Below are 22,554 nucleotides of genomic sequence, written 5' to 3' on the forward strand. Positions count from 1 at the left end.
GATTCTCACCAGTAGAGCGACAGCGCCAGGGCGCCGAACAGGCAGACGAACAGCGACAGGCGCAACAGCGCCGGGTGCCAGAAGAAGCGATAGCCATCAACGCTTGCAATGAACCGGTCCAGCCCCCAGGCCAGGCCCAGGGCGAACAGGAACATCAAGGTCATGGTGGGCATGTACACGCCATGGAAGGCGATCTCACGGGGCATGGTGCATTCCTTTCGCCGGTGCCAGCGGCGACTGTGGGTCGAGCAGGGAGGAACGGATGAAGTGCAGGTAGCTCTGCGCCCGGCGCAGCACCGAGGTGTCGAAGTGCCGGGCGAAGGGTTCGTCGGTGGCCTGCACGCGGCTGATGGCATGGTCCACCGCCACCAGCGCGCGCTCGTGGTTGCTGGCGCTGGGCTGCAGGAACAGCCGCGCCAGGGCCCGGCCCATCACACGGATGGCCTGGCGCCAGGGCTGCGACTCGGCGTAGGCCGGGTGGATCGGCGCGCGATCCTGCTCCTTGCGCAACTCGATGATGGCGTGGCCGACCTCCAGAACCGTGAACATCCAGCCCATCAGCTCGCTCTGCACCTGCGGCTTGCCCGCTGCCAGGCCATAGGCCTGGTGCAGCAGGTCGCGGGTGCGGCTCTCGAACGCCGAGCCCAACCCGCGCAGGCGCCCGCCGATGGCGAACAGCACCTGCTCGCGCAGCTCCTGCTCCAGGCGGCTCCACAGCCAGCGGCTGTTGGGCGGCAGGATGATTGCCCCGGCCGCGGCGCAGACGAACATGCCGATGACCATGCCGATGTAGTCATTGATGAAGGTGTAGGGGTCGTAGACCGTCAGGTTGTTCGGCACCGATCCGATGGCGAAGAACACCAGCAGGCCCAGGCCGTAACCGGCATAGGCCGGGCGCGAGGCGAGGAACGCGCCGAGCACGAACACCGGCGCCAGCACCATGCACAGCAGCGGGAAGCCGTCGATCCAGGGGAACACGAAGAACGTCTCGAAGAACCCGATGAACGCGCCAATCGCCGTCCCGCAGGCCATCTGGAACGACATGCGCTTGGGGTTCGGCGAGGCCGCCGACAGGCCCACGGTGACCGTGGCGATCAGGGTCATCATGGCGCCGCTGGGCCAGTCGCTGAGCAGCCAGTAGCTGCCCAGCAGAAGCAGCACTGCCGAGGCGCGCACGCCGGCCGCCAGCGATACCAGCCAGCTGGTCTGGGCCACGTAGGGCTCGTCCCACTGCTCGCGCTCGTGCTTGTGCACGGCCAGCGAGGCGTGGGTCTCGGCGTAGCTGTACATCTCGTCGACGAAGCGATAGAGCAGCTCGAAGGCGGTGTGGAAGTCGAGCAGGTCGGATTCGCTGGGGTTGGTCTGCAGGTACTCGGCGCGCAGGCCGCGCACCTGGGCCTGCAGGCCTTCCTTGTAGGTGCCAAGCTCCAGGGCCAGGCGCAGCGCGTCGGCGTCGGTCAGTGCCCGGCCGACATAGGGCTGCATCAGCGCGGCCAGGGTATTCAACCCGGGCTCGATGGCACCGACGATCTGCAACGGACCACGGGCGCGCAGGCGCTCGAGCAACCGGTGCAGGGCGTTGAAGCGTGTGGTGATGGCCATGAACTCACTGTTCATGCGCACCAGGCGGCCGGAGCGCCGGCGCATGTGCGGGTCTTCGAAGGCGGTGACGTTGCGCAGGCTCTCCAGGCCCACCGCCTCGGCGACAAAGCGCACGTTGCTGGTCTCGAAGCGGTCGCGCTGGCTGTCGCCGCGCAGGGCCTCGACCACCACCCCGGCGAACACGCCGAAGCGCTGGTACAGGGCGTTGCGCATGGCGGCACTGGCCGACTGCGGCAGGATCGCGGCACTGACGAAGGTCGAGACCAGAATCCCCAGGGCAATCTCCAGCACCCGCCACACCGCCGCCATGAATGCCTGGTCGGGGTGCTGCAGCACCGGCAGGCCGATCATCGCCGCCGTATAGCCGGCCAGCACGAAACCATAGGCACGGAAGGTGCGGTAGCGCATGGCGCCCGCCGAGCACAGGCCGACCCACAGCGCCAGACTGGGCAGGAACAGCTCGGTGTTCTGCGGAAAGATCGCCATCAGCGCGACCATCATCGCCGAGCCGGCCAGGGTGCCGAGCACCCGGTAGAAACTCTTGGCGAACACATGGCCGCTCTGCGGCTGCATGACGATGAACACAGTGATCATCGCCGTGCGCGGCTGCGGCAGTTCCAGGCGCATGGCCAGCCACAGGGTGATGAACGCGGCGGCCAGTACCTTGAAGATGTAGACCCAGGTGACCCCGTCGGTACGCGCCCAGGCAAAGAAGCCCCGGCGCCATTCCAGGCTCCGCAGCCAGCGCAGGGGCAAGCTCAGTGTGCTCATTGGGCGTGGTCCGGCTGGTCGAAGATGGCCAGGGTGGCCGGCGTTTTCGGTGCGGCCTGGCGCTCTTGGTCAGGGACATCCTTGCCCGCCTCCAGGCCGCCGCCCAGGGCGGTGACCAGCTCGGCGTGGGCGGTCAGGCGTGCGGCCTGTACCTGCTGCTGCACCTGCTGCTGGCGGAACAGCAGGGTCTGGGCGTTGAGCACGTTGAGGTAATCGGTCAGGCCACGCTGGAAGGCGACGGTGGCGATGTCGTAGGTCTTCTGCGCGGCGGCCACGCTTTCGGCGGCGAAGTGCGCCTGCTCCTTCATCGACTCGCGGCGGATCAGCTGGTCGGAGATGTTCTTCAACGCACCGATCACCGTCTGGTTGTAGCGCGCCACGGCCACGTCATAGCCGGCCGAGGCCACGCCCAGCTGCGAGCGCAGGCGGCCACCGTCGAAGATCGGTAGGCTGATGGCCGGCCCCACGTTGTAGTTGAACTTGCGCCCGGTGAGGAACTCCAGAGGGCCGCCGCCGGTGGCCATGAAGCCCAAGCCACCGACCAGGTCGACATTGGGGAAGAAGCCTGCATGGGCCACATCGATACCACGCGCCTGGGCGGCTACCTGCCAACGGCTGGCGACCACGTCGGGGCGCTGACCGACCAGTTCGGCGGGCAGGTTCGACGGCAGTTTCAGCGGCGCGCCGAGGGTCAGGGTCGGGCGTTGCAGCTGCGCGCCTTCCCCCGGACCCTTGCCGGCCAGGGCCGCCAGCTGGTTGCGGGTCAGGGCGATCTCCTCGTTGAGGCTGTCGATCTGGCGGTGGGTCTCGGGCAGCGGTGCCTCGGCCTGGCTGACCTCGAAATGGGTGCCTATGCCACCGTCGAGGCGGCGCTTGGCCAGGGCGACGATCTGCTCCTGCTGCGCAAGCTCGGCCTTGACGATATCGCGCCGGGCGTAATGCAGGCTGAGCTGGATATAGGCGTGCACCACGTTGTTCTCCAGCTCCAGCTGGGCCTGGCGCGCCTCGGCGACGCTCATGTGCGCCTGGTCCACGGCCTGCTCGCTGGCATTGCGCTCGCGGCCCCACAGGTCCAGGGCGTAGCTGAAGCCGATGGCGGCGTTGTTGTCCCAGGTGTTGGCGCCGGACAACGCGCCCGGGCCGTAGAACTGATCCTCGGGCCAGTTGTGACGCTTGAGCGTGGCGTTGCCGTTGGCCTGCAGTTTTTCCGCCGACTCGACCACGCCAGCCATGGCCTTGGCTTCCCGCACCCGGGCGGCGGCCATGGCCATGCTCGGGCTGCCGGCCAGGGCCTGGGCGATCCAGGCGTCGAGCTGCGGGTCGCCATAGGCGCGCCACCACTGCTGGGCCGGCCAGTGAGCGTCGCGCGCGGCCTCGCGGATCGCGGCGTCGGTGGTCAATTGGTTGGCTTGGAGGGTCTTGCTTTGCGGGGCAATGCCCCAGGTTCCGATACAGCCGCTCAAGGTGAGACAAAGGGCACAGGCACTGAGCGCATGGAGCGCTCTGATGTGGCGACGCGGCACAGCTGCGATTTCCCGAGGAAGAGGTGGAGGGGCCGGGCAATTCTAGGGGCGGGTTTCATTGGCGATAAGCGTATATTCCTGCGAATCTTTGTTACCAAAACAGCGATAATCCGGCTTTAGTCGGAGGCGAAACTCCGTTACTTCATGTCACAATTTTGTCCTCTAAACCGAGAGTGACCCATGGACACCTTGCAAAACATGCGTGCTTTCAGTTGCGTGGCCCAGCTCGGCAGCTTCACCGCTGCCGCGGCGCAACTGGATACGACCACCGCGAACGTGTCGCGGGCGGTCTCCAACCTGGAAGCCCATCTGCAAACCCGCCTGCTCAACCGCACCACCCGGCGCATCGCGCTGACCGAGGCCGGCAAGCGCTACCTGATGCGCTGCGAACAGATTCTTACCTATGTGGAAGAAGCCGAGGCCGAGGCCAGCGACGCCCACGCCCGCCCCGCCGGGCAGTTGAAGGTGCATTCGATGACCGGTGTCGGGCAGCACTTCGTGGTCGACGCCATCGCCCGCTACCGCGAATCGCACCCGGACGTGACCTTCGACCTGACCATGGCCAACCGCGTGCCCGACCTGCTGGACGAGGGTTACGATGTATCCATCGTGCTGGCCAGCGAGCTGCCGGACTCGGGTTTCGTCTCGCAGCGCCTGGGCATCACCTACAGCATCGTCTGCGCCTCGCCCGAGTACGTGGCCAGACACGGCAGCGCGCACAAGCCGGCCGACCTGCTCAAGCATGCCTGCCTGCGCATGGTCAGCCCGGTGATCCCGCTGGAGAAGTGGCTGTTCGACGGCCCGGAAGGCCAGGAGATGGTCAACATCACCACCTCGCCGTTCCAGGTCAACTCGGCGGACGCGATGAAGACCGCGATCCGCAGCGGCATGGGCGTGGGCGTGCTGCCGATCTACTCGGCCATCGACGGCCTGCGCGACGGCAGCCTGGTGCGGATCATGCCGGAGTATCGCCTGCAGGAGCTGAACCTGTACGCGATCTACCCGTCGCGCCAGTACCTGGATGCCAAGATCAAGACCTGGGTCGAGTACCTGCGCAACTCGCTGCCGGAGATTCTTGCCGCCCATGAGGCCGACCTGAAGACTCATGAGCTGCTGATCGCCAACTGAAAAAGCTGCTGCATTGGGGGTGAGGACAATGGTAGGTTGCTAAGCAACGACGCCGTCATCGCGGGGCAAGCCCGCTCCCACGCGGGCTCCCCGGTATGCGTGGGAGCGGGCTTGCCCCGCGATGAGGCGGCCCCCACCCGCCTTGCAGAGAAGCAGCCCGATGAAAAAGACCGTCCTGGCCTTCAGCCGCATCACCCCGGCCATGGCCGAACGCCTGCAGCAAGACTTCAACGTGATCGTGCCGAACCCGAAACTCGGCGACATCAGCGCCCAGTTCAACGAAGCCCTGCCCGAGGCCCACGGCCTGATCGGCGTCGGCCGCAAGCTCGGCCGGGCGCAGCTCGAAGGCGCGGGCAAGCTGGAGGTGGTCTCGAGTGTTTCAGTCGGCTACGACAACTATGACCTGGACTACTTCAACGAACGCGGCATCGCCCTGACCAACACCCCCGACGTACTCACCGAAAGCACCGCCGACCTGGGCTTCGCCCTGATCATGGGCTGTGCCCGGCGCACCGCCGAGCTGGATGCCTGGACCAAGGCCGGCCACTGGCAGGCCACCGTCGGCCCGGCGCAGTTCGGCTGCGATGTGCACGGCAAGAAGCTGGGCATCGTCGGCATGGGCAACATCGGCGCGGCCATCGCCCGTCGTGGCCGCTTCGGTTTCAACATGCAGGTGCTGTACACCGGCAACAGCCGCAAGACCGCGCTGGAACAGGAACTGGGCGCGCAGTTCCGCAGCCTGGACGCCCTGCTGGGCGAAGCCGATTTCGTCTGCCTGGTGGTGCCGCTGTCCGACGCCACCCGCAAGCTGATTGGCGCCCGCGAACTGCAGTTGATGAAGCCCAGCGCATTTCTGGTCAATATCGCCCGGGGGCCGGTGGTGGACGAAGCGGCGCTGGTCGAGGCGCTGCAGAACGGCACGATCCGCGGCGCCGGGCTGGATGTTTACGAGAAAGAGCCGCTCGCCGACTCGCCGCTGTTCAAACTGCCCAACGCCCTGACCCTGCCACACATCGGCTCGGCCACCGCCGAGACCCGCGAGGCCATGGCCAACCGTGCGCTGGACAACCTGCGGGCGGCGTTGCTGGGTGAGCGGCCGCGAGATCTGGTGAATCCGCAGGTGTGGAAACACTGAAAGGTTGCTGCCAACCGTTCTGCCTCTTCGCGGGTAAACCCGCTCCCACAGGGACTGTGCAAGCCGTGTGGGAGCGGGTTTACCCGCGAAGAAAACAGTGAAGATTAGCGCCCTACTTGGCCATGGCCGTCATTATGACCGGCCTGGATTTCGGCTTGCGAAACACCAGCACATTCCCCGCCATCACCGCCACCAGGCCCAGCAATGCCGGCGCCGTCCATTGGTAGCCCTCGGCGAATGCCGACACATTCAACGCCACCAGCGGGAACAGTACCGTGCAATAGGCTGCCCGCTCCGGCCCCATGCGTCCGACCAGGGTCAGGTAGGCGGTAAAGGCGATCACCGAACCCGGGATCACCAGGTACAGCAGCGAGCCGATGTAGCGGGCGTTCCATTCCATGTCGAAGGGGATGCCCCTGACCAGGCAGTACGCCGCCAGCATCGAGGCGCCGTAGAGCATGCCCCAGGCATTGGTGGTCATCGGCTTGAGCCCGGCCTTCTGCTGCACGCTGGACAGCATGTTGCCGGCCGAGAAGCACAGCGTGCCGAGCAGGCCCAATCCCAGGCCGTACAAGGTCTCGCGGCTGGCGGCGTGGTGCGAGAGTTCCGGCCAGAACAGCAAGCCCAGGCCGAGCAGACCCAGGGCGCCGCCGCCCAGCACATTGGCGGCGATCTTCTGGCCGAAGAAGATCCGTGCGTTGATGGCGTTCCACAAGGTGGCGGTGGAGAACACCACGGCGATCAGGCCGCTGGCGACCCACTGGCTGGCGGTGAGGAAGCACATGAAGTTGACGCAGAACAGGCACAAGCCCTGGGCCAGGCACACCAGATGGCCACGCCGGTTCATCGGTTGCAGGCGGCGGGTGAGCAGCAGGAAGGCGAACAGGATCAACCCGGCCAGGGCGAAGCGGTAGACGATCGACACCGCAATGGCGACCTCGCCCAACTGCAGTTTCAGGGCGATCCAGGTGGTGCCCCAGATCAGGACGGTGAGCAGGTAGAGCGACAGGTTCATGATGGACTCCCTCGACAGGTATCAGGCCTATCGCGGGGCAAGCTCGCTCCCACCGAGACATCATGCCTCTCGTGGGAGCGGGCTTGCCCCGCGATGAAAACCCCATGAGCCCAGTTTCTTGCGCCATTGCTGTTCGGCGCTTGCATAAACTTGCGCTTTTCCTCCCAAGCTAGCTGCCATCCCAGCGCCGGCGCAGTACGATGGCCAGCAGAGGAACCGCCCATGCCCCCACTCGATCACCTGCAGGTCTTCAACGTCCTGAACGCCTCGCCCCACGCCCGGCTGGAGCTGAGCGCGCACCTGGGCGACGGGCTGGCGGCGGCCTTGTGGAGCAATCGCAACGATGCCCGCGACTACCAGGCGCCCAGCCATCACACGCTGTCGTGCTACATCGCCGACGGCACGGGTACCTTCCGTCGCCAGCGCCCGAACGACCGCGGCGCACCAGACAAACTGTGCGTGATGCCCGCCGGCCATGAGTCGAACTGGGTGATCAACGGCACGATCCGCCTGGCCCACCTGTACATCAGCGAGGAACAGTTCGCCCTCGGCTGCACCCGCCTGCTGGACCGCGAACCCCGGGAGTTGCAGTTGCGCGAGGCGACTTTCCTCGACGACCCGCAACAAGCCCGGCGCTTCCGCCAACTGATCGGCCTGGACTGGGCCGAGCCCGGAGAGCGCCTGCTGGCCAGCAGCCTGGCCCACGACATCATCGACCATGCCGTGCTCAACCAGGTCGGCCTGCGCCAGGGGCTGAAGCTCAAGGGCGGGCTGGCACCGCACCAGCGTCGACAACTGGTGGACTTCATCGAGGCCAACCTCGACCAGCCGCTGACGCTGGGGGAGCTGGCACTGCGCTGCAACCTGTCGGAATACCACTTCGCGCGGATGTTCCGGGCAAGCTTTGGTCTGCCGCCGCATCAGTACCTGCTGGCCCGGCGGCTGCAGCGGGCGTGCCAGTTACTGCGCATGGGCACGCTGCCTTTGGGCGAGGTGGCGTTGTTGTGCGGGTTTGCCAGTGCCAGCCATTTCAGCAACCGGTTCAGGCAGGCGTTGGGGGCGACACCGGGGGCGTATCGGGCGGCGTTCGCCAGTTGAATCCTGGGGCCGCGCTGCGGCCCTTTCGCGACACAAGGCCGCTCCAGGAGACCGCGTTCCCCTGTAGGAGCGGCCTTGTGTCGCGAAAGGACCGCAACGCGGTCCCGGCGATTTAAAACTCGAAGGTACTCGACAAGCTCACCTGCCGCGCATCCCCCACCGCGACGAAGTAACGGTTCACCGCCGAGCTGTAGTACACCTTGTCGAACAGGTTCTTCACGTTCAGCTGCAAGCGCACCTTGTGCTCGTCCAACTTCGTTTCATAGCTGGCAAAGGCATCGGCCACGGTGTAAGCCGGCAGATCGAAGTCGTTGGTGGCGTTCCCCGCACGCTCCCCCACATAACGCGCACCAGCCCCCAGTCTCAGGCGATCACCGCCGAACAGGCTGCCATAGTCATACACCGCCGACAGCGAACCACTGTGCCGGGCGACGTTCTGCAGGCGATTGCCCTTGAGCTGCGGGTCCTTGGTCACCTCGGCGTCGGTGAAAGCGTACGCGCCGATCAGGCTCCAGCGCTCGCTGAGCTGGCCGGTCAGGTCCAGCTCGACGCCCCGTGAGCGCACTTCGCCCGCGTTGCTGTAGAGAATGGTGCCCGGCTGGGTGTCGCCATCGGCCACCAGCACGTTGCGCTTGGTGATGTCGAACAACGCCAGGGTACCGGTCAGCGCCCCCGGCACATCGAGCTTGGCCCCCAGCTCCCACGACTTGCCCTCCTCCGGCGCTATACCTGAGTCCAGGGTCAGGGTGCGGCCACCGCCGATGCTCAGCGGGGCGATGGTCGAGTTGGGCTTGAACGACTCGCTGTAGCTGGCATACAACGACAGCTGGTCATCGACCTTGTACACCACGCCCGCATGGGGCACCCAGGTCTGGTCGCTGGTGTCGGTGTTGACGTTGAACGGCCGGCCACGGCCGGCGTACTGGTCGTACTGCTGGAAGCGCCCGCCGGCCACCAGAATCCAGTGCTCGTCCAGGTGCCAGGCGTCCTGCAGGAACAGCGAATCGGTGCGCAGCTTGTCGGTCTGGTCGCTGTCGCTGGCGCGCACGCTTGTGCCTTGCACTTCGCGGCCATAGACCGGGTTCAGGTAGCTGAAGGTCGAGCGGCTGTTCTGGCGGATCAGGTCGGCGCGGTAGACCTTGCGGTCCTCGTGATCGACACCGACCACCAGGTCGTGGCGCATGCCCGCCAGCTCGACGCTGCCGTTGAGGCTCAGGGTGGCGAACTGATCGTGGCTCAGGGCGCCCTGGGTGCCGTCGATGCTGCGTGACAGCGTGCCCTTGCTTTCATCGACGCCGGTCACGCGGACCTGGCTGGCATCGTAGGTCTCGCGGTTGAAGCTGTAGCCGAAATGCAGTTTCCATTCATCGGCCAGGCGATGATCGACCTCCAGGCGGTACAGGTCGGAACGGCCCTCCATGTCGTTGAACGGCTCGTCCAGGCGACGGCTGGCGGGAATGTTCAACGGGTGGCCGTCGCTACCGAAGGCGGTGCCGCGGTCGAACGGATAGAGAAACTCGCGGTGCTCATAGGCCAGCACCACCTGGGTGTCCTCGCCGTACCAGGCCAGCGACGGCGCCACCAGCGACTCGCGGTGCACGCCGTAGTTGCGCCAGTAGTCCTCGTCCTCGTGATCGACGATCAGACGGTAGGCCAGGTTGCTGTCACCCAGCGCCCCGGTGCTGTCCAGGCCGCCACCACTGCCGTTCTTGCCGCTGCCATAAGTCGAGCCGCGCACGGTCAGGGCGTTGTACTGCTGCAATTGCGGGCGCTTGCTGACCACGTTGATCACCCCGCCCGGGTCCTGGATGCCATACAGCAGCGAGGCCGGCCCCTTGAGCACCTCGACCCGCTCGGTACTGGCGTTGAGCGCGCGACCCTGCACGATCGGCATGCCGTCGCGCATGATCGAGCCGTCGCGGTTGTCACCGAAGCCGCGCTTCATCACGGTGTCGGCGGTGCCGCCGAAATTGTTGCCCTGGGTGATGCCGCTGACGTTGTACAGGGCATCGTCCAGGTTGCGCGGCGCCTGGTCGCGGAGCACTGGGGCCGGAACCACGTTGACGGCCTGGGGGATGTCCAGCGTCGCGCCCTGGCCGCGCATGATCGAGGCGCTGGCCGGCGGCTGGTAACTGTAGTCGTCAAGTTGCGAGTTGATGGTGGTGGCCTGCAGGTTCAGCGCGCCGGAGCTGTCGACCGGCTCCAGGGTCAGGGTGCGGGCGTCGAGGCGGCGCCAGGCCAGGCCCGAGTTGCCGAGCAGTTGCTGCAGCGCTTGGTCGGCGTCGAAGGTGCCGTCCAACGCCGGAGCCTGCATGTCCGGCAGGGCCAGGGTGTAGACCACGCTCTGCCCGGTGGCGCGGCTGAAGGCGTTGAGTGCCTGGGCCAGTGGCTGGCTTGGCTGGGCGAAGCTGTAGACCTGGGTCTGCTGCGCGGCCAGGGCCTGAGGAACGATGGCCATCGCGGGCAGGCAGCAGAGACCGAACCAGAGCGGGACGCAACGCGGGGTGAACTTCATGGACACGGACCTGTGAGAGGGATGATCGTTTGCGAATGAATCGCACTTCCACTCACTACACGGATGCCGTGGGGGGATACCTCATCACCTGATCGAAAAATTTTGGCTTTACCGACGCCATCGCGGGGCAAGCCCGCTCCCACGCGCTCCCAAAGCAATTACGTGGAAGCGGGTTCGTGGGAGCGGGTTTGCCCCGCGATGGCGTCGGAACAGGTCAACGCAAGACGGTCAGCCGCCCCAGCACCGTCTGCCGCGAGAAGCCCATCACCTTGCCCAGCGAATCCAGCGCCGCCAACGGTTCCGCCACCGGGAAACTGCCACTGACCCTGCGCGACCCAAGCTCACCGTCGAGCAACAGGATCCGCCCGGGGTAGTAACGCCCAAGATCCTCGATCACCTGCGCCAACGGCACCTGGTAATAGTTCAGCCAGCCCTGACGCCAGGCCAGGCGGCTGTCGCTGTCCACCGCCTCGATCCCACCGGCCACGCCGTCGGCATAGGCCAGTTGCTGGTTGGCCGTCAGCTCGCGGGCCGCCTGCCCTTTGGCCGCCGTCACCGCCACCCGCCCGCTGCGCACGGTGACCTGGGCGCCTTCGCCCTGCCCGCGCACCTCGAACTGGGTCCCCAGCACCCGCACTTCACCGCCCTGGGCATCCACCAGGAACGGCTCGCCGGTATGGGTCACCTCGAAGAACGCGGCGCCGCGCAGCAACCGCACGCGCCGTTCGCCCTGGGCAAAATCCACCGCCACGGCAGTGCCGGCATCCAGGGTCAGGCGCGAATGATCGGCCAGGGTCACCTGCCGCACCTGCGCGCCGCTGGTGTAATCGGCACGCAGGTCCTGCAGCCAGAACTGCGGCTGCCAGCCCGCCGCGCATCCCAGCGCCAGCACAAGACACGCTGCCACCGCCAGGCCGCGCCACGGCTGCTTGCGCGCGGGTCGGCGCATGGCGTCCAGGTATTGTTGCAGGCCCTCTCGCTCCTCGGCCGCCAGCCGCGCCGCTGGCGCCTCGCTCAGGCGCCACAATGCCTGGGCCTCGGCATAGGCCTGGCGATGGGCCGGGCTCTCCAGCAACCAACGCTTGAACGCCGCGCCCTCGGCTCGCGCCGGCTGCTGCTGGATGCGCCCCAGCCAGCGCAGGGCGGCCCGGGACTGGTCGGCAGTGATCGGCTGTTCAAGACTCATCGACGGGCGCTCCCTGGCCGGCGCAGTGGGGACGCGGGTTCGGCGACGCTCGCCTTGCACGCTTCGAGGGCGCGCATCATATGCTTTTCCACCGCGCTCTGGGACAACTGCATGGCCTTGGCGATCTCGCCGTAGGTGCAGCCATGGATGCGGTTGAGCAGGAAGATCTGCCGCGTGCGCTCGGGCAACGCCCGCAGGGCCGCCTCGATACACTGCAGGTCGTGGTCGACCTCCAGTGCCTGCTCGGGGGCCTGGCTGCCCTGCGGCTCGTCGGGGTCGTGCAGGCCTTCGGCAGCCCGGTCGCGGCTGCCTTCGCTGCGCAGGTAGTCGATGGCCAGGTTGCTGGCGCTGCGCAGCAAGTAGGTGTCGAGCGCCTCGACCTTCACCTCGGGTCGCCGCCAGAAGCGCAGGAACAGGTCCTGGACCAGGTCAGACGCCGTGGCGCGGCAGCCGACGCGCCGGCTGACCAGCGCCTCCATGCGCGCACGCTGGGCCAGGAACACCTGGAGAAAGCGCGCCCGATCGCCGCCGGCTTCGGAGTCGCTCAAGGACCTAGACCGCCAGCACGGCCAACAGCGGCCCGAGCAACAGGCTGGCGAGCGCCGCCCCGAGCAGCAGGCGCGGCTGGTACGGCAGGCCGAACACCCACAGGGTCACCCCCGCCATCAGCACGGCGATCCACTCCACCAGGCCGAGGGCCCAGCCGCGCCCGTGCACGGCGAGGATCAACGACAGCAGCAGCAACGCCCAGCCTCCGACCTTCAGGGCTCGCAGTTGCCGGCTTGTGGGCTTGCGCCCGAGCAGGTCGTTGAAGTGCTTTTCCATGGCCAGGCACAGGCCGGCGAAACCGGCGAAGCCCATAAGCGCAACCCCCAGCATCAGCTCGCCTCCATGGTCTTGGCGGCGCGTGGCGCACGCTTGGCGACCGGTTTGGGCGCACGCATCATCTTGCCGGCGGCCCAGGCCAGGAACAGGCCGGTGGCCAGTGCCGTGAGGTCGAAACCTGCCATCGCCCAGTCACCCGCGGCGATGGAGTGATCAAGCCCCTTGTCGGTGGTCAGCGCGTTAAGCACCGGCAGCACGGCGAACGCCAGCGCCCCCAGGGTCAGTTGCTCGCCCCAGGCACGGCGCCCGCTGCGCAGCATGGCGTGGAGCAATGACGCACCCCAGGCCAGGAAGAAGGCGTTTATCTCCCAGTCGGCCCGCCCGTCCATGGCCGTCGGCAGCAGGCGATTGGCCCAGAAGAACGCCGCCACCCCCAGCAACAGGCCGCTCATGCTGGCGATGTTCAGCACTTCGACCAGGCGCAGCTCGCCAGGCATGCGCTCGCTCTTGGCATGCTTGAGCTGTCGCTTGCCCAGCCACATCACCAGCCCCGTGCCGATCACCGCCGTGCCGGCCACGCCGAAGACGAAGTACAGCCAGCGCAGCCAGGGCCCGGCGAAATTGCCCATGTGCAGGCCGACGAAGGTGAAGGAGGTGGTCATCGCCGCGCTTTCCGGCGCGCCACGTCGCAGCAGTTCGCCACTGACGCCATCGAAGGTCCAGATGGCGCTGCGCTGGTAGGCGACGCTGTCGGCCGAGGCGCGGGTGAAGGTGACCCGGGCGCTGCGGTCGCCGGGATTGTGCACCTGGATGTAGCCCATGCGCGCACCCGGCGCCTGTTCCTGGACCTTGGCGTACAGTTCGGTCAGTGGCGCCAGCGGCGCGGCCTGGGCCGCCGCCTTGGGGACTTCGTCGCGGCCGAACACATCGTTGAAATAGCCGCTGCTGTCGCCGTAGCTGGCCAGGATGCTGGCCGGCATGACCATGTACATGAAGATCACCAGGCTGCTGTAGCTGATCATCAGGTGGAAAGGCAGCACCAGCACGCCGATGGCGTTGTGGCCATCGAGCCAGGAACGCTGGCCCTTGCCCGGGCGGAAGGTGAAGAACTCCTTGAAGATCTTCTTGTGGGTGATGATCCCGGTGACCAGCCCCAGCAGCATGATGAAGGCGCAGAAGGTCGACAGCCAGCGGCCCCAGGGGTGGGGCATCTGCAACTGGAAGTGGAAGCGGTAGAAGAACTCGCCGCCACGACTATCACGGGCCTCGACCGCCTCGCCGGAGCGGGCGTCCAGGTCCTTGTCGGTGAAACCGCGGCGCCCGCCGCCGTTCGGGTCGCGCCAGCTGACACTCAGCGCCGCCTCGCGCTCGCTGGGCAGGCGGATGAACCAGGTGCTGGCGTGACCGGCATGGGTTTCGAGGTAACGCTGGGCCAGGCCGAGGCTACTCACCGGGTCGAGCGGATGGCTCTGCACCTCGGGCTGGGTCCAGTGGCTGATCTCTTCCTTGAAGTACGACAGCGTCCCGGTAAGGAAGATGGCGAACAGCAGCCAGCCGAAGATCAATCCGGTCCAGGTATGCAGCCAGGCCATGGCCTGGCGGAAGCCTTCTTTCATGGCAGGTTCATCCAGTAGGCCAGCACGTTGATCAGCCCCAGGGCCAGGCTTGGCAACAGCACGCCCAGCCAGGCGCGCCAGGCGCTGCGGCAGGCGAAGCACCAGATGAAGGCGATCAGGTAGAAGACGAACGACAGCATCATCCCGATCATCGTCGCGTCGGCCTGGGTCATCGGCGCAAGCAGGGTAATGCAGACACTGGCCATCGACGCCAGCAGGTAACCGCCCAGCAACGCGGCCAGGCTGCGTGAGGTCACGGCCAGGCGGTAGCTCAGGGGAAGGCCGGCGGCTTTGCTCTTCATGGCGAGGGTCCGGGAATTGGGGCTGCAATACTAATGATTTCAATTCTCATAAGCAAAGCATGCCGGCACCAGCGGTACGCATGCCTTGCGTCGGCAGCGATTGCCGAACACCGACCGCATGAATACAATGCGAACAATTATTACTTCCAGTTGCGCTTTGCGGCGCCGGAGTCGTATCGGTGTCCAGTGCCCTCTCTTCCACCGTCGAAGGCCTCTACCATGCCCATCACAGTTGGCTGACCGGCTGGCTGCGACGGCGCCTGGGCTGCCCGCAGAGTGCCGCCGACCTGGCCCAGGACACCTACCTGCGCCTGCTGCAGGCTCGCGAGGCGCCGCAGTTGATCGAACCCCGCGCGTTCCTCACCACCGTGGCCAAGCGCGTGCTGTGCAACCACTTCCGCCGCCAGGAACTGGAGCGCGCCTACCTCGAGGCCCTGGCCCAGTTACCCGAGCAGGTGGCCCCCAGCGAGGAAGACAAAGCCATCATCCTCGACACCCTGCTCGAACTCGACCGCCTGCTCGATAGCCTGCCACCGCTGGTCAAGCGTGCCTTCCTGCTGGCCCAGGTCGATGGCCTGGGTCAGGGCGAGATCGCCCGCGAACTGGGCATTTCCCTGGCGACGGTCAAGCGCTACCTGCACAAGGCGGCCTTGCGCTGCTACTTCGCCCTGTGAACGCAGCCTTTTCCTCGCAAATCGCCGAACAGGCGGTGCACTGGCTGATCGAGTCGCAAAGCGACGACTTCGACCAGCACCAGGCCCTGGAGCGCTGGCTGCAGGCCGACAGCGAACACCAGCGGGCCTGGGCCCATATCCAGCAGGTCAACCAGCGCCTGCGCGGCGTCACCGCCCCGGTGGTCCATGCCACCCTGCAGGCGCCGCCCTCACCGGCCCGGCGCCGTGCCCTCAAGGCGTTGCTGCTGGCTGGGGTGGCCAGTGCCGCCGGGCTCGGCCTGCAACAACACAATCCGCTACCTGGACTGATGGCCGACTACCGCAGTCCGGTCGGCCAGCGCCGCCGCCTGACCCTCGACGATGGCAGCCAGTTGCACCTGAACACCCGCAGCGCCGCCGATGTGCGCTTCGACGGCCGGCAGCGCCTGGTGCGCTTGCAGGAAGGCGAACTGCTGCTCGAGGTGATCAACGATCCACGGCCACTGCGCCTGGCCACGGCCCAGGGCGAGCTGCATCTGGACAGCGGACGCTTCGACGTCCGTCAGTTCGACGGTTTCAGCCTGGTATCGGTGTTCAGCGGAAGCGCCAGCGTGGCCGGCACACCGCTGCTGGCCGGGCACCAGGCGCGCTTCGCCCGTGGCGGCTGGCAGGCGGTGGCACCGTTGGACCCCAACCGGGCGACGTGGGTGGAAGGTATGTTGGTGGTGTCACAGATGCGCCTGGGTGACTTTCTCGCCGAGCTGTCGCGGTACCGGCTCGGGCAGTTGGGATGCAGCGAGCGGGTGGCGGATTTACGGATTTCCGGATCGTATCCGCTGGCAGACAGTGAGCGGATCCTGGAGATGCTGGAAGTGACGCTGCCGGTGAAGGTGCGGCGGTTCACCCGGTACTGGGTGTCGCTCGAAGCCGCATCAACGAGCTGAGAGGCAAGCCCGCTCCCACGAGTCCCGACTCCAACCCGAAGTTATTTCATTTCTGTTGAGCCATTTCCCGAACCTCGCGTGACAGAGAAGACAGAACCCCTTGTCACAGGACCTCCGTCACATGCCCCTGCGCCTCAGCCCCCTCGCCTACGCCCTGATCCTCGCCGCCCCGCTCGCCCTGGCCGGCGAGCCCCGCGACTATCACATCGCACCTGGCACACTGGAACAGGCCCTGAACCAGTTCGGTCGCGAAAGTGGCGCGCTGATTTCGTTCAGCCCGGGCCTGACCCAGGGCCTGAGCAGCCCCGGCCTGGAGGGCCAGTACGAGGTCGGCCAGGGGCTCGATGCCCTGTTGCGCGGCAGCGGCCTGCAGGCGCGCCAGGAGACCGACAACGCCTACAGCCTGCAACCGCTGCCGGCCGTGGGTGGCAACGCCCCGGTCGAGCTGGGCGCCTCGACCGTGGTCGGCGACTGGCTGGCCGAGGCCCGCCAGGACAATGTCTTCGAGCACCCAGGCGCCCGCGACGTGGTGCGCCGCGAGGAATTCGAACGCAGCGGCGCCAGCAGCGCCCGCGAAGTACTCAACCGCATTCCCGGCGTCAACGCCCCGGAAAACAACGGCACCGGCAGCCACGACCTGGCACTGAACTTCGGCATCCGTGGCCTGAACCCACGCCTGGCCTCACGCTCCACCGTGCTGATGGACGGCATCCCGGTGCCCTTCGCTCCCTACGGCCAGCCGCAGCTGTCGCTGGCGCCGATCAGCCTGGGCAACATGGATGCCGTGGACGTGGTGCGCGGCGGCGGCGCGGTGCGCTACGGGCCGCAGAACGTCGGCGGCATCGTCAACTTCGTTACCCGCGCCATCCCTGAAGAAGCCACCTTCAAGGCAGCGATGCAGAACCAGATCAGCCCGTCGTCCAGCCAGGATGGCCTGAAGAACAGCGCCAACCTGCTGGTCGGCGGCACCAATGCCAACGGCTTGGGCGGCGCCCTGCTCTACTCCGGCACCCGGGGCAGCGACTGGCGCGAACACAGCGACACGCAGATCGACGACCTGATGCTCAAGGGCAAGCTGCAACTGGACGAAGCCAACAGCCTGCACGCCATGGCCCAGTACTACGAGGGCGAAGCCGAGATGCCCGGCGGTCTGAGCACTGCCGACTTCGACGCCGACCCGTACCAGTCGACCCGCCTGAAGGACAAGTTCTGGGGCCGCCGCACCCTGTTCAACCTGGGCTACGACTACAAGCAGGACGACCGCCAGTTCAGCGTCAACAGCTTCTTCACCAAGACCCTGCGCAGCGGCTACCTGGACCAGGGCAGCTTCGTCTCGCTGTCGCCGCGCGAGTACTGGGTGCGTGGCATCGAAACCCGCTTCTCGCAGGGCCTGGCCCTGGGCGACAGTTGGCACGAACTGGGCATCGGCTACCGCTACGTCAACGAGGCCGGCCACGAGCTGCGCTACCGCGAGCCGGTCAACGGCGCCCTGCCGACCACCGCCAGCCGCAACGACCGTGACACCCGCGGCAGCACCGAAGCCCACGCCATCTACCTGGACGACCGCATCGACATCGGCCGCTGGACCATCACCCCGGGCATCCGCTACGAGATGATCGACTCCGAGCAGAGCAACAAGCTCAACGGCCAGCAGTACCAGGGCAGCTACAACACCGCCCTGCCGGCGCTGAACGTGATGTACCACCTCACCGACAACTGGAACCTCTACGCCAACACCGAAGGCTCGTTCGGCAGCGTGCAGTACAGCCAGATGCCCAACCGGGTCAGCAGCGGCGAAGTGAAGCCGGAGAAGGCGCGCACCTGGGAAGTCGGCACCCGCTACGACAATGGCGACCTGCAGGCCGAGATCGGCGCCTTCCTGATCAACTTCGACAACCAGTACGAAAGCAACCAGACCAACGACTCGGTAATCGCCCGCGGCGAGACCCGCCACCAGGGCATCGAGACCAGCGTGCGCTACGCCCTCGACGGCCTGAGCCCGGCCCTGGCCGGTTTCGACGTGCACGCCGGCTACGCCTTCGTCGATGCCACCATCCGCGAGGACGGCCCGAACAAGGGCAACCAGGTACCGTTCTCGTCCCGCCATAAGGGCACGCTGGGGATCGGCTACACCGAAGGCCCGTGGCAGTTGAACCTGGACAGCAGCTTCCAGAGCAGCCAGTACGCCGACAACGCCAACACCGCCAGCGAGAGCGCCGACGGCAGCACCGGGCGCATCCCCGGCTACATGCTGGTCAGCACCCGCGCCGGCTATGACTTCGGCCCTGCGCTTTCGAACCTGAAGGTGGCGGTGGGGGTGAAGAACCTGTTCAACCGCGAGTACTACACCCGCTCGTTCGACGACAACAACAAGGGCAAGTACGTGGGTGAGCCGCGGACGCTGTATATGCAGACGTCGGTAGCGTTCTGACAGACTGGACGCCTTTCCCTGTAGGAGATCGCCCAGCCCTTCGGGCTAGGCTGTCGCGCAGGGAACAGAGTTCCAGCGTGGGAGCGGCCTTGTGTCGCGAAAGGGCCGCAAAGCGGCCCCGGCGATTATTGCATCAACACGGAAATCGGGAGCTGCTACGCAGCCCTTTCGCGACGCAAGGCCGCTCCCACGGGGCTGGGCGATCGCCTACAGCGGATGTGGTGTGGCCTGAAGAGCGTGTATCCGGCAAATAGCGCAAATCAGCCCAGCGCCTTCTCGATCGCCTGCACCACGGTCGGATCATCCGGCGCCGTACGCGGGGCGAAACGCGCCAATACACGACCATCCTTGCCAACCAGGAACTTCTCGAAGTTCCAGGTGATATCGCCGGGGAACTCGGCACCCTCGCCCGCCAGCAGGCGGTACAGCGAATGGCGCTGCGGCCCGTTGACCTCGAGCTTGGCGCCCAACGGGAAGCTCACCCCATAGTTGAGGCTGCAGAACGCCTGGATCTCCTCCTCGCTGCCAGGCTCCTGGCCGGCGAACTGGTTGCACGGCAAGCCCAGCACATTGAAGCCCTTGTCCCTGTAGTCCTGATAAAGGTTCTCCAGGGCCTTGTACTGCGGCGTCAGCCCGCATTTGGAGGCGACATTGACCACCAGCACCACCTGGCCCTTGAACGGGGCCAGCGGCAGGTCCTCGCCGTTCAACGCCTTCAACGTCAGGTCGTGAAATGCACTCATGATGAAATCCCCTCTCAGGTTCCCGATTGCCGCTGGGGCGAATCCCGCCCACTAAAAAGGCGCGCGGCCAAACCGTCCACCCTCCTGAGGAGGGCGAGTCCGGCTTGCCCGAGCGCCTGGCGACTCTCTGAGCTTAGCGCAGAAAATCAGTGGTGATGGCCACCTTCACCGTGGATGTGACGGTGAGCGATTTCTTCCTCGCTGGCGTCACGCACCTCGACAACCTTGACCTTGAAGTTCAGGCGCTGGCCAGCCAGCGGGTGGTTGCCGTCGACGGTCACGTCGTCGCCGTCGAGGTCGCGGATGGTGACGATCTGCATCTGGCCGTCCGGCGCCGAGGCGTGGAACTGCATGCCGACTTCCAGTTGGTCGACACCTTCGAACATGCTGCGGTTCAGGGTGCTGACCAGTTCGGCCGAGTACTCGCCGTAGGCTTCTTCCGGCTCGATGGCAACGGTCAGTTCATCACCGGCCTGCTTGCCTTCCAGGGCTTTTTCCAGGCCCGGGATGATGTTGGCGGCACCGTGCAGGTAGACCAGCGGCGCACCACCGGCGGAGCTGTCGATGACCTCACCAGCGTCGTTGGTGAGGGTATAGTCGATGGAGACAGCCTTGTTGGCGGCGATCAGCATGGGGCAAGACCTTTTGCAAAAGAATGTAGAACGGACAAGTGTAACCAAGGCATCGACCGATTGCGAACGCGACTCGGACCAAGGGCCGCCCATCAGTCGGATCACCGGCTTCCACCTCGACGAGGAGGGTCACTGGGTGGTCGAGCTGTCCTGCGGCCACACCCAGCATCTGCGCCACCAGCCGCCGTGGCAGGCGCGGCCCTGGGTGCTCGATGCCGACGAGCGCGGCCGGCGCATCGGCCAGGTATTCGCCTGCGGCTGGTGCGCGCAGGGGGCGGTTAGCGATACCCTTGGCCGCTGAATTCCTTGCACCGCTTATTTCGAGAAGCACGCATGCAGACATTTTTCATCGCGCCGACCGACTTCGGTGTCGGCCTGACCTCCATCAGCCTGGGCCTGGTGCGCACCCTGGAGCGCGCGGGGCTCAAGGTCGGCTTCTTCAAGCCGATCGCCCAGCCGCACCCCGGCGACACCGGCCCGGAGCGTTCCAGCGAACTGGTCGCCCGCACCCACGGCATCAAGCCGCCCACCCCGCTGAGCCTGGGGCATGTCGAGCGCATGCTCGGTGACGGCCAGCTCGACGAGCTGCTCGAGGAGATCATCCGCCTCTACCAGCAGGCCTGCGTCGGCAAGGACGTGGTAGTGGTCGAGGGCATGGTGCCGACCCGCCATGCCAGCTATGCCGCCCGGGTCAACCTGCACCTGGCCAAGAGCCTGGACGCCGAGGTGATCCTGGTGTCGGCGCCGGAGAACGAGGTGCTGAGCGAGCTGTCCGGCCGCGTCGAGCTGCAGGCCCAGCTGTTCGGCGGCCCGCGTGACCCGAAGGTGCTGGGGGTGATCCTCAACAAGGTGCGCACCGACGAAAGCATGGCGGACTTCGCCACGCGCCTGCGCGAGCATTCGCCGCTGCTGCGCGGCAACGACTTCCGCCTGCTCGGCTGCATCCCCTACCAGGCCGAGCTCAATGCCCCGCGAACCCGCGATGTGGCCGAGCTGCTCGGGGCCCAGGTACTCAACGCCGGCGACTACGACCAGCGGCGCATGAGCAAGATCATCATCTGCGCCCGCACCGTGGCCAACACCGTGCCGCTGCTGACCTCCGGCACCCTGGTGGTGACCCCGGGCGACCGCGACGACATCATCCTCGCCGTGTGCATGGCCGCGATCAACGGCGTGCCTCTGGCTGGCCTGCTGCTGACCAGCGACAGCAAGCCCGACCCGCGCATCCTCGAACTGTGCCGCGGCGCCCTGCAGGCCGGCCTGCCGATCCTGTCGGTGAGCACCGGCTCCTACGACACCGCCAACCAGCTCAACTCGCTGAACCGCGAGATTCCGGTGGATGACCGCGAGCGCGCCGAGTTCATCACCGACTTCGTCGCCAGCCAGCTGGACGCCGCCTGGCTGCACCAGCGCTGCGGCACGCCACGGGAACTGCGCCTGTCGCCGGCAGTGTTCCGCTACCAGTTGATCCAGCGCGCCCAGCAGGCCAACAAGCGCATCGTCCTGCCCGAGGGCGCCGAGCCGTTGCTGGTGCAGGCCGCCGCCCTGTGCCAGGCCCGTGGCATCGCCCGTTGCGTGCTGCTGGCCAAGCCCGAGGATGTGCAGGCCGTGGCCCGCGCCCAGGGCATCAGCCTGCCGCCGGACCTGGAAGTGCTCGACCCCGAGTTGATCCGTGGCCGCTATGTCGAACCGATGGTCGAACTGCGCAAGAGCAAGAACCTCAACGCGCCGATGGCCGAACAACAGCTGGAAGACCCGGTGGTGATCGGCACCATGATGCTCGCCCTCGGCGAAGTGGACGGCCTGGTCTCCGGTCTGGTGCACTCCACCGCCAACACCATCCGGCCGGCCTTGCAACTGATCAAGACCGCGCCAGGCAGCAGCCTGGTGTCATCGGTGTTCTTCATGCTGTTCCCCGACCAGGTACTGGTCTACGGCGACTGCGTGATGAACCCGCACCCCAGTGCCGCGGAGCTCGCCGAGATCGCCCGGCAGAGCGCCGAGTCGGCCGAATCGTTCGGCATCGCGCCGCGGGTGGCGATGCTCAGCTACTCCAGCGATTCGGCGGCCAGTGACGAGGAAGTGGAAAAGGTGCGCGAGGCCACGCGCCTGGCGCAACAGGCCGAGCACGACCTGGTGATCGACGGGCCGTTGCAGTACGACGCCGCCGCCAACCCCGAGATCGCCCGGCAACTGGCGCCGTCGAGCCCGGTGGCCGGACGCGCCACGGTATTCGTGTTCCCCGACCTGAACACCGGCAACACCACGCACAAGGCAGTACAGCGCAGCGCCGACTGCGTCAGCCTCGGACCGATGCTGCAAGGGCTGCGCAAGCCGGTCAACGACCTGCCCCGTGGGGCGCAGGTGGACGATATCGTGCATACCATCGCGTTGACGGCGATCCAGGCCAGTACCGAACGCTGAAAACAGATGGG

The 22,554-nt window shown here is 66.6% G+C and carries 20 protein-coding genes; 8 read left to right on the forward strand and 12 right to left on the reverse strand.

Annotated features, from left to right (window positions below; translation table 11 throughout):
- Positions 1 to 5: 5 nt before the first annotated feature.
- From DMX06_RS06915 to DMX06_RS06925, 3 genes are read right to left on the reverse strand one after another with little or no spacing between them, the layout of a single operon-like run.
- Positions 6 to 206, reverse strand: coding sequence for a DUF1656 domain-containing protein (locus tag DMX06_RS06915; protein WP_028689551.1), 201 nt, complete (start codon positions 204 to 206; stop codon positions 6 to 8).
- Complete coding sequence (locus tag DMX06_RS06920) at positions 196 to 2,373, reverse strand: FUSC family protein (protein WP_110735835.1); 2,178 nt, start codon at positions 2,371 to 2,373, stop codon at positions 196 to 198. The genes DMX06_RS06915 and DMX06_RS06920 overlap by 11 nt, the downstream gene beginning before the upstream one ends.
- On the reverse strand, positions 2,370 to 3,896 hold the full coding sequence (locus tag DMX06_RS06925) for an efflux transporter outer membrane subunit (protein ID WP_110735836.1): 1,527 nt from the start codon (positions 3,894 to 3,896) through the stop codon (positions 2,370 to 2,372). Before DMX06_RS06925 ends, DMX06_RS06920 begins: the two co-directional genes overlap by 4 nt.
- Before the next feature lie 180 nt (positions 3,897 to 4,076).
- Here DMX06_RS06925 and DMX06_RS06930 point away from each other — a divergent pair, with 180 nt between their 5' ends.
- Positions 4,077 to 5,024, forward strand: coding sequence for a LysR family transcriptional regulator (locus tag DMX06_RS06930; protein ID WP_028689548.1), 948 nt, complete (start codon positions 4,077 to 4,079; stop codon positions 5,022 to 5,024).
- 160 nt (positions 5,025 to 5,184) lie between these two features.
- Positions 5,185 to 6,159 (forward strand): 2-hydroxyacid dehydrogenase, encoded by a 975-nt coding sequence (locus DMX06_RS06935; protein WP_110735837.1) that lies wholly within the window; start codon positions 5,185 to 5,187, stop codon positions 6,157 to 6,159.
- A gap of 112 nt (positions 6,160 to 6,271) precedes the next feature.
- Here the strand turns inward: DMX06_RS06935 and DMX06_RS06940 are convergent, their stop codons facing one another.
- Positions 6,272 to 7,174, reverse strand: coding sequence for a DMT family transporter (locus DMX06_RS06940; RefSeq protein WP_110735838.1), 903 nt, complete (start codon positions 7,172 to 7,174; stop codon positions 6,272 to 6,274).
- Between the two features lie 222 nt (positions 7,175 to 7,396).
- On the opposite strand from DMX06_RS06940, the gene DMX06_RS06945 reads away from it, so the two are divergent.
- Positions 7,397 to 8,272 (forward strand): helix-turn-helix domain-containing protein, encoded by an 876-nt coding sequence (locus tag DMX06_RS06945; RefSeq protein WP_110735839.1) that lies wholly within the window; start codon positions 7,397 to 7,399, stop codon positions 8,270 to 8,272.
- 112 nt (positions 8,273 to 8,384) lie between these two features.
- On the opposite strand, the gene DMX06_RS06950 is transcribed toward DMX06_RS06945, so the two are convergent.
- The 6 genes from DMX06_RS06950 to DMX06_RS06975 form a co-directional block, all read right to left on the reverse strand.
- Entirely contained in the window at positions 8,385 to 10,787 is a 2,403-nt protein-coding gene (locus DMX06_RS06950; protein WP_110735840.1) for a TonB-dependent siderophore receptor, read from the reverse strand.
- Positions 10,788 to 11,001: 214 nt separating this feature from the next.
- Positions 11,002 to 11,973, reverse strand: a complete 972-nt coding sequence (locus DMX06_RS06955) for a FecR family protein (protein WP_110735841.1) — start codon at positions 11,971 to 11,973, stop codon at positions 11,002 to 11,004.
- Positions 11,970 to 12,521, reverse strand: coding sequence for an RNA polymerase sigma factor (locus tag DMX06_RS06960; protein ID WP_258378811.1), 552 nt, complete (start codon positions 12,519 to 12,521; stop codon positions 11,970 to 11,972). The genes DMX06_RS06955 and DMX06_RS06960 overlap by 4 nt, the downstream gene beginning before the upstream one ends.
- Before the next feature lie 4 nt (positions 12,522 to 12,525).
- Positions 12,526 to 12,852 (reverse strand): DUF3325 domain-containing protein, encoded by a 327-nt coding sequence (locus tag DMX06_RS06965; RefSeq protein ID WP_110735842.1) that lies wholly within the window; start codon positions 12,850 to 12,852, stop codon positions 12,526 to 12,528.
- Positions 12,852 to 14,414 (reverse strand): PepSY-associated TM helix domain-containing protein, encoded by a 1,563-nt coding sequence (locus tag DMX06_RS06970; RefSeq protein ID WP_110735843.1) that lies wholly within the window; start codon positions 14,412 to 14,414, stop codon positions 12,852 to 12,854. Before DMX06_RS06970 ends, DMX06_RS06965 begins: the two co-directional genes overlap by 1 nt.
- On the reverse strand, positions 14,411 to 14,716 hold the full coding sequence (locus tag DMX06_RS06975; RefSeq protein WP_110735844.1) for a DUF3649 domain-containing protein: 306 nt from the start codon (positions 14,714 to 14,716) through the stop codon (positions 14,411 to 14,413). The genes DMX06_RS06970 and DMX06_RS06975 overlap by 4 nt, the downstream gene beginning before the upstream one ends.
- A 179-nt stretch (positions 14,717 to 14,895) precedes the next feature.
- On the opposite strand from DMX06_RS06975, the gene DMX06_RS06980 reads away from it, so the two are divergent.
- The 3 genes from DMX06_RS06980 to fecA all read left to right on the forward strand — a co-directional run bounded on the left by DMX06_RS06980 (position 14,896) and on the right by fecA (position 18,744).
- Complete coding sequence (locus tag DMX06_RS06980) at positions 14,896 to 15,390, forward strand: sigma-70 family RNA polymerase sigma factor (protein WP_110735845.1); 495 nt, start codon at positions 14,896 to 14,898, stop codon at positions 15,388 to 15,390.
- A complete protein-coding gene (locus DMX06_RS06985) occupies positions 15,387 to 16,313 on the forward strand; it encodes a FecR domain-containing protein (RefSeq protein ID WP_110735846.1) in 927 nt (308 codons plus the stop codon). Before DMX06_RS06980 ends, DMX06_RS06985 begins: the two co-directional genes overlap by 4 nt.
- A 121-nt stretch (positions 16,314 to 16,434) precedes the next feature.
- The gene (gene fecA, locus DMX06_RS06990) at positions 16,435 to 18,744 is read left to right on the forward strand and encodes a TonB-dependent Fe(3+) dicitrate receptor FecA (RefSeq protein ID WP_110735847.1); all 2,310 of its coding nucleotides are present in this window, start codon (positions 16,435 to 16,437) and stop codon (positions 18,742 to 18,744) included.
- A gap of 260 nt (positions 18,745 to 19,004) precedes the next feature.
- On the opposite strand, the gene DMX06_RS06995 is transcribed toward fecA, so the two are convergent.
- Entirely contained in the window at positions 19,005 to 19,487 is a 483-nt protein-coding gene (locus DMX06_RS06995) for a glutathione peroxidase (protein WP_028689534.1), read from the reverse strand.
- A gap of 146 nt (positions 19,488 to 19,633) precedes the next feature.
- Entirely contained in the window at positions 19,634 to 20,119 is a 486-nt protein-coding gene (locus DMX06_RS07000) for an FKBP-type peptidyl-prolyl cis-trans isomerase (protein WP_110735848.1), read from the reverse strand.
- Here DMX06_RS07000 and DMX06_RS07005 point away from each other — a divergent pair.
- Both DMX06_RS07005 and pta read left to right on the forward strand, forming a co-directional pair.
- Positions 20,118 to 20,420, forward strand: coding sequence for a DUF3565 domain-containing protein (locus tag DMX06_RS07005; RefSeq protein WP_110735945.1), 303 nt, complete (start codon positions 20,118 to 20,120; stop codon positions 20,418 to 20,420). The two genes, DMX06_RS07000 and DMX06_RS07005, sit on opposite strands and share 2 nt — an antisense overlap.
- A 32-nt stretch (positions 20,421 to 20,452) precedes the next feature.
- Positions 20,453 to 22,543: a phosphate acetyltransferase gene (gene pta, locus DMX06_RS07010; protein WP_050706854.1), complete on the forward strand. Its 2,091-nt coding sequence runs from the start codon at positions 20,453 to 20,455 to the stop codon at positions 22,541 to 22,543.
- The last annotated feature ends 11 nt before the right edge of the window (positions 22,544 to 22,554 follow it).

The organism is Pseudomonas mosselii (assembly GCF_003205295.1).
Classification (GTDB): domain Bacteria; phylum Pseudomonadota; class Gammaproteobacteria; order Pseudomonadales; family Pseudomonadaceae; genus Aquipseudomonas; species Aquipseudomonas mosselii_B.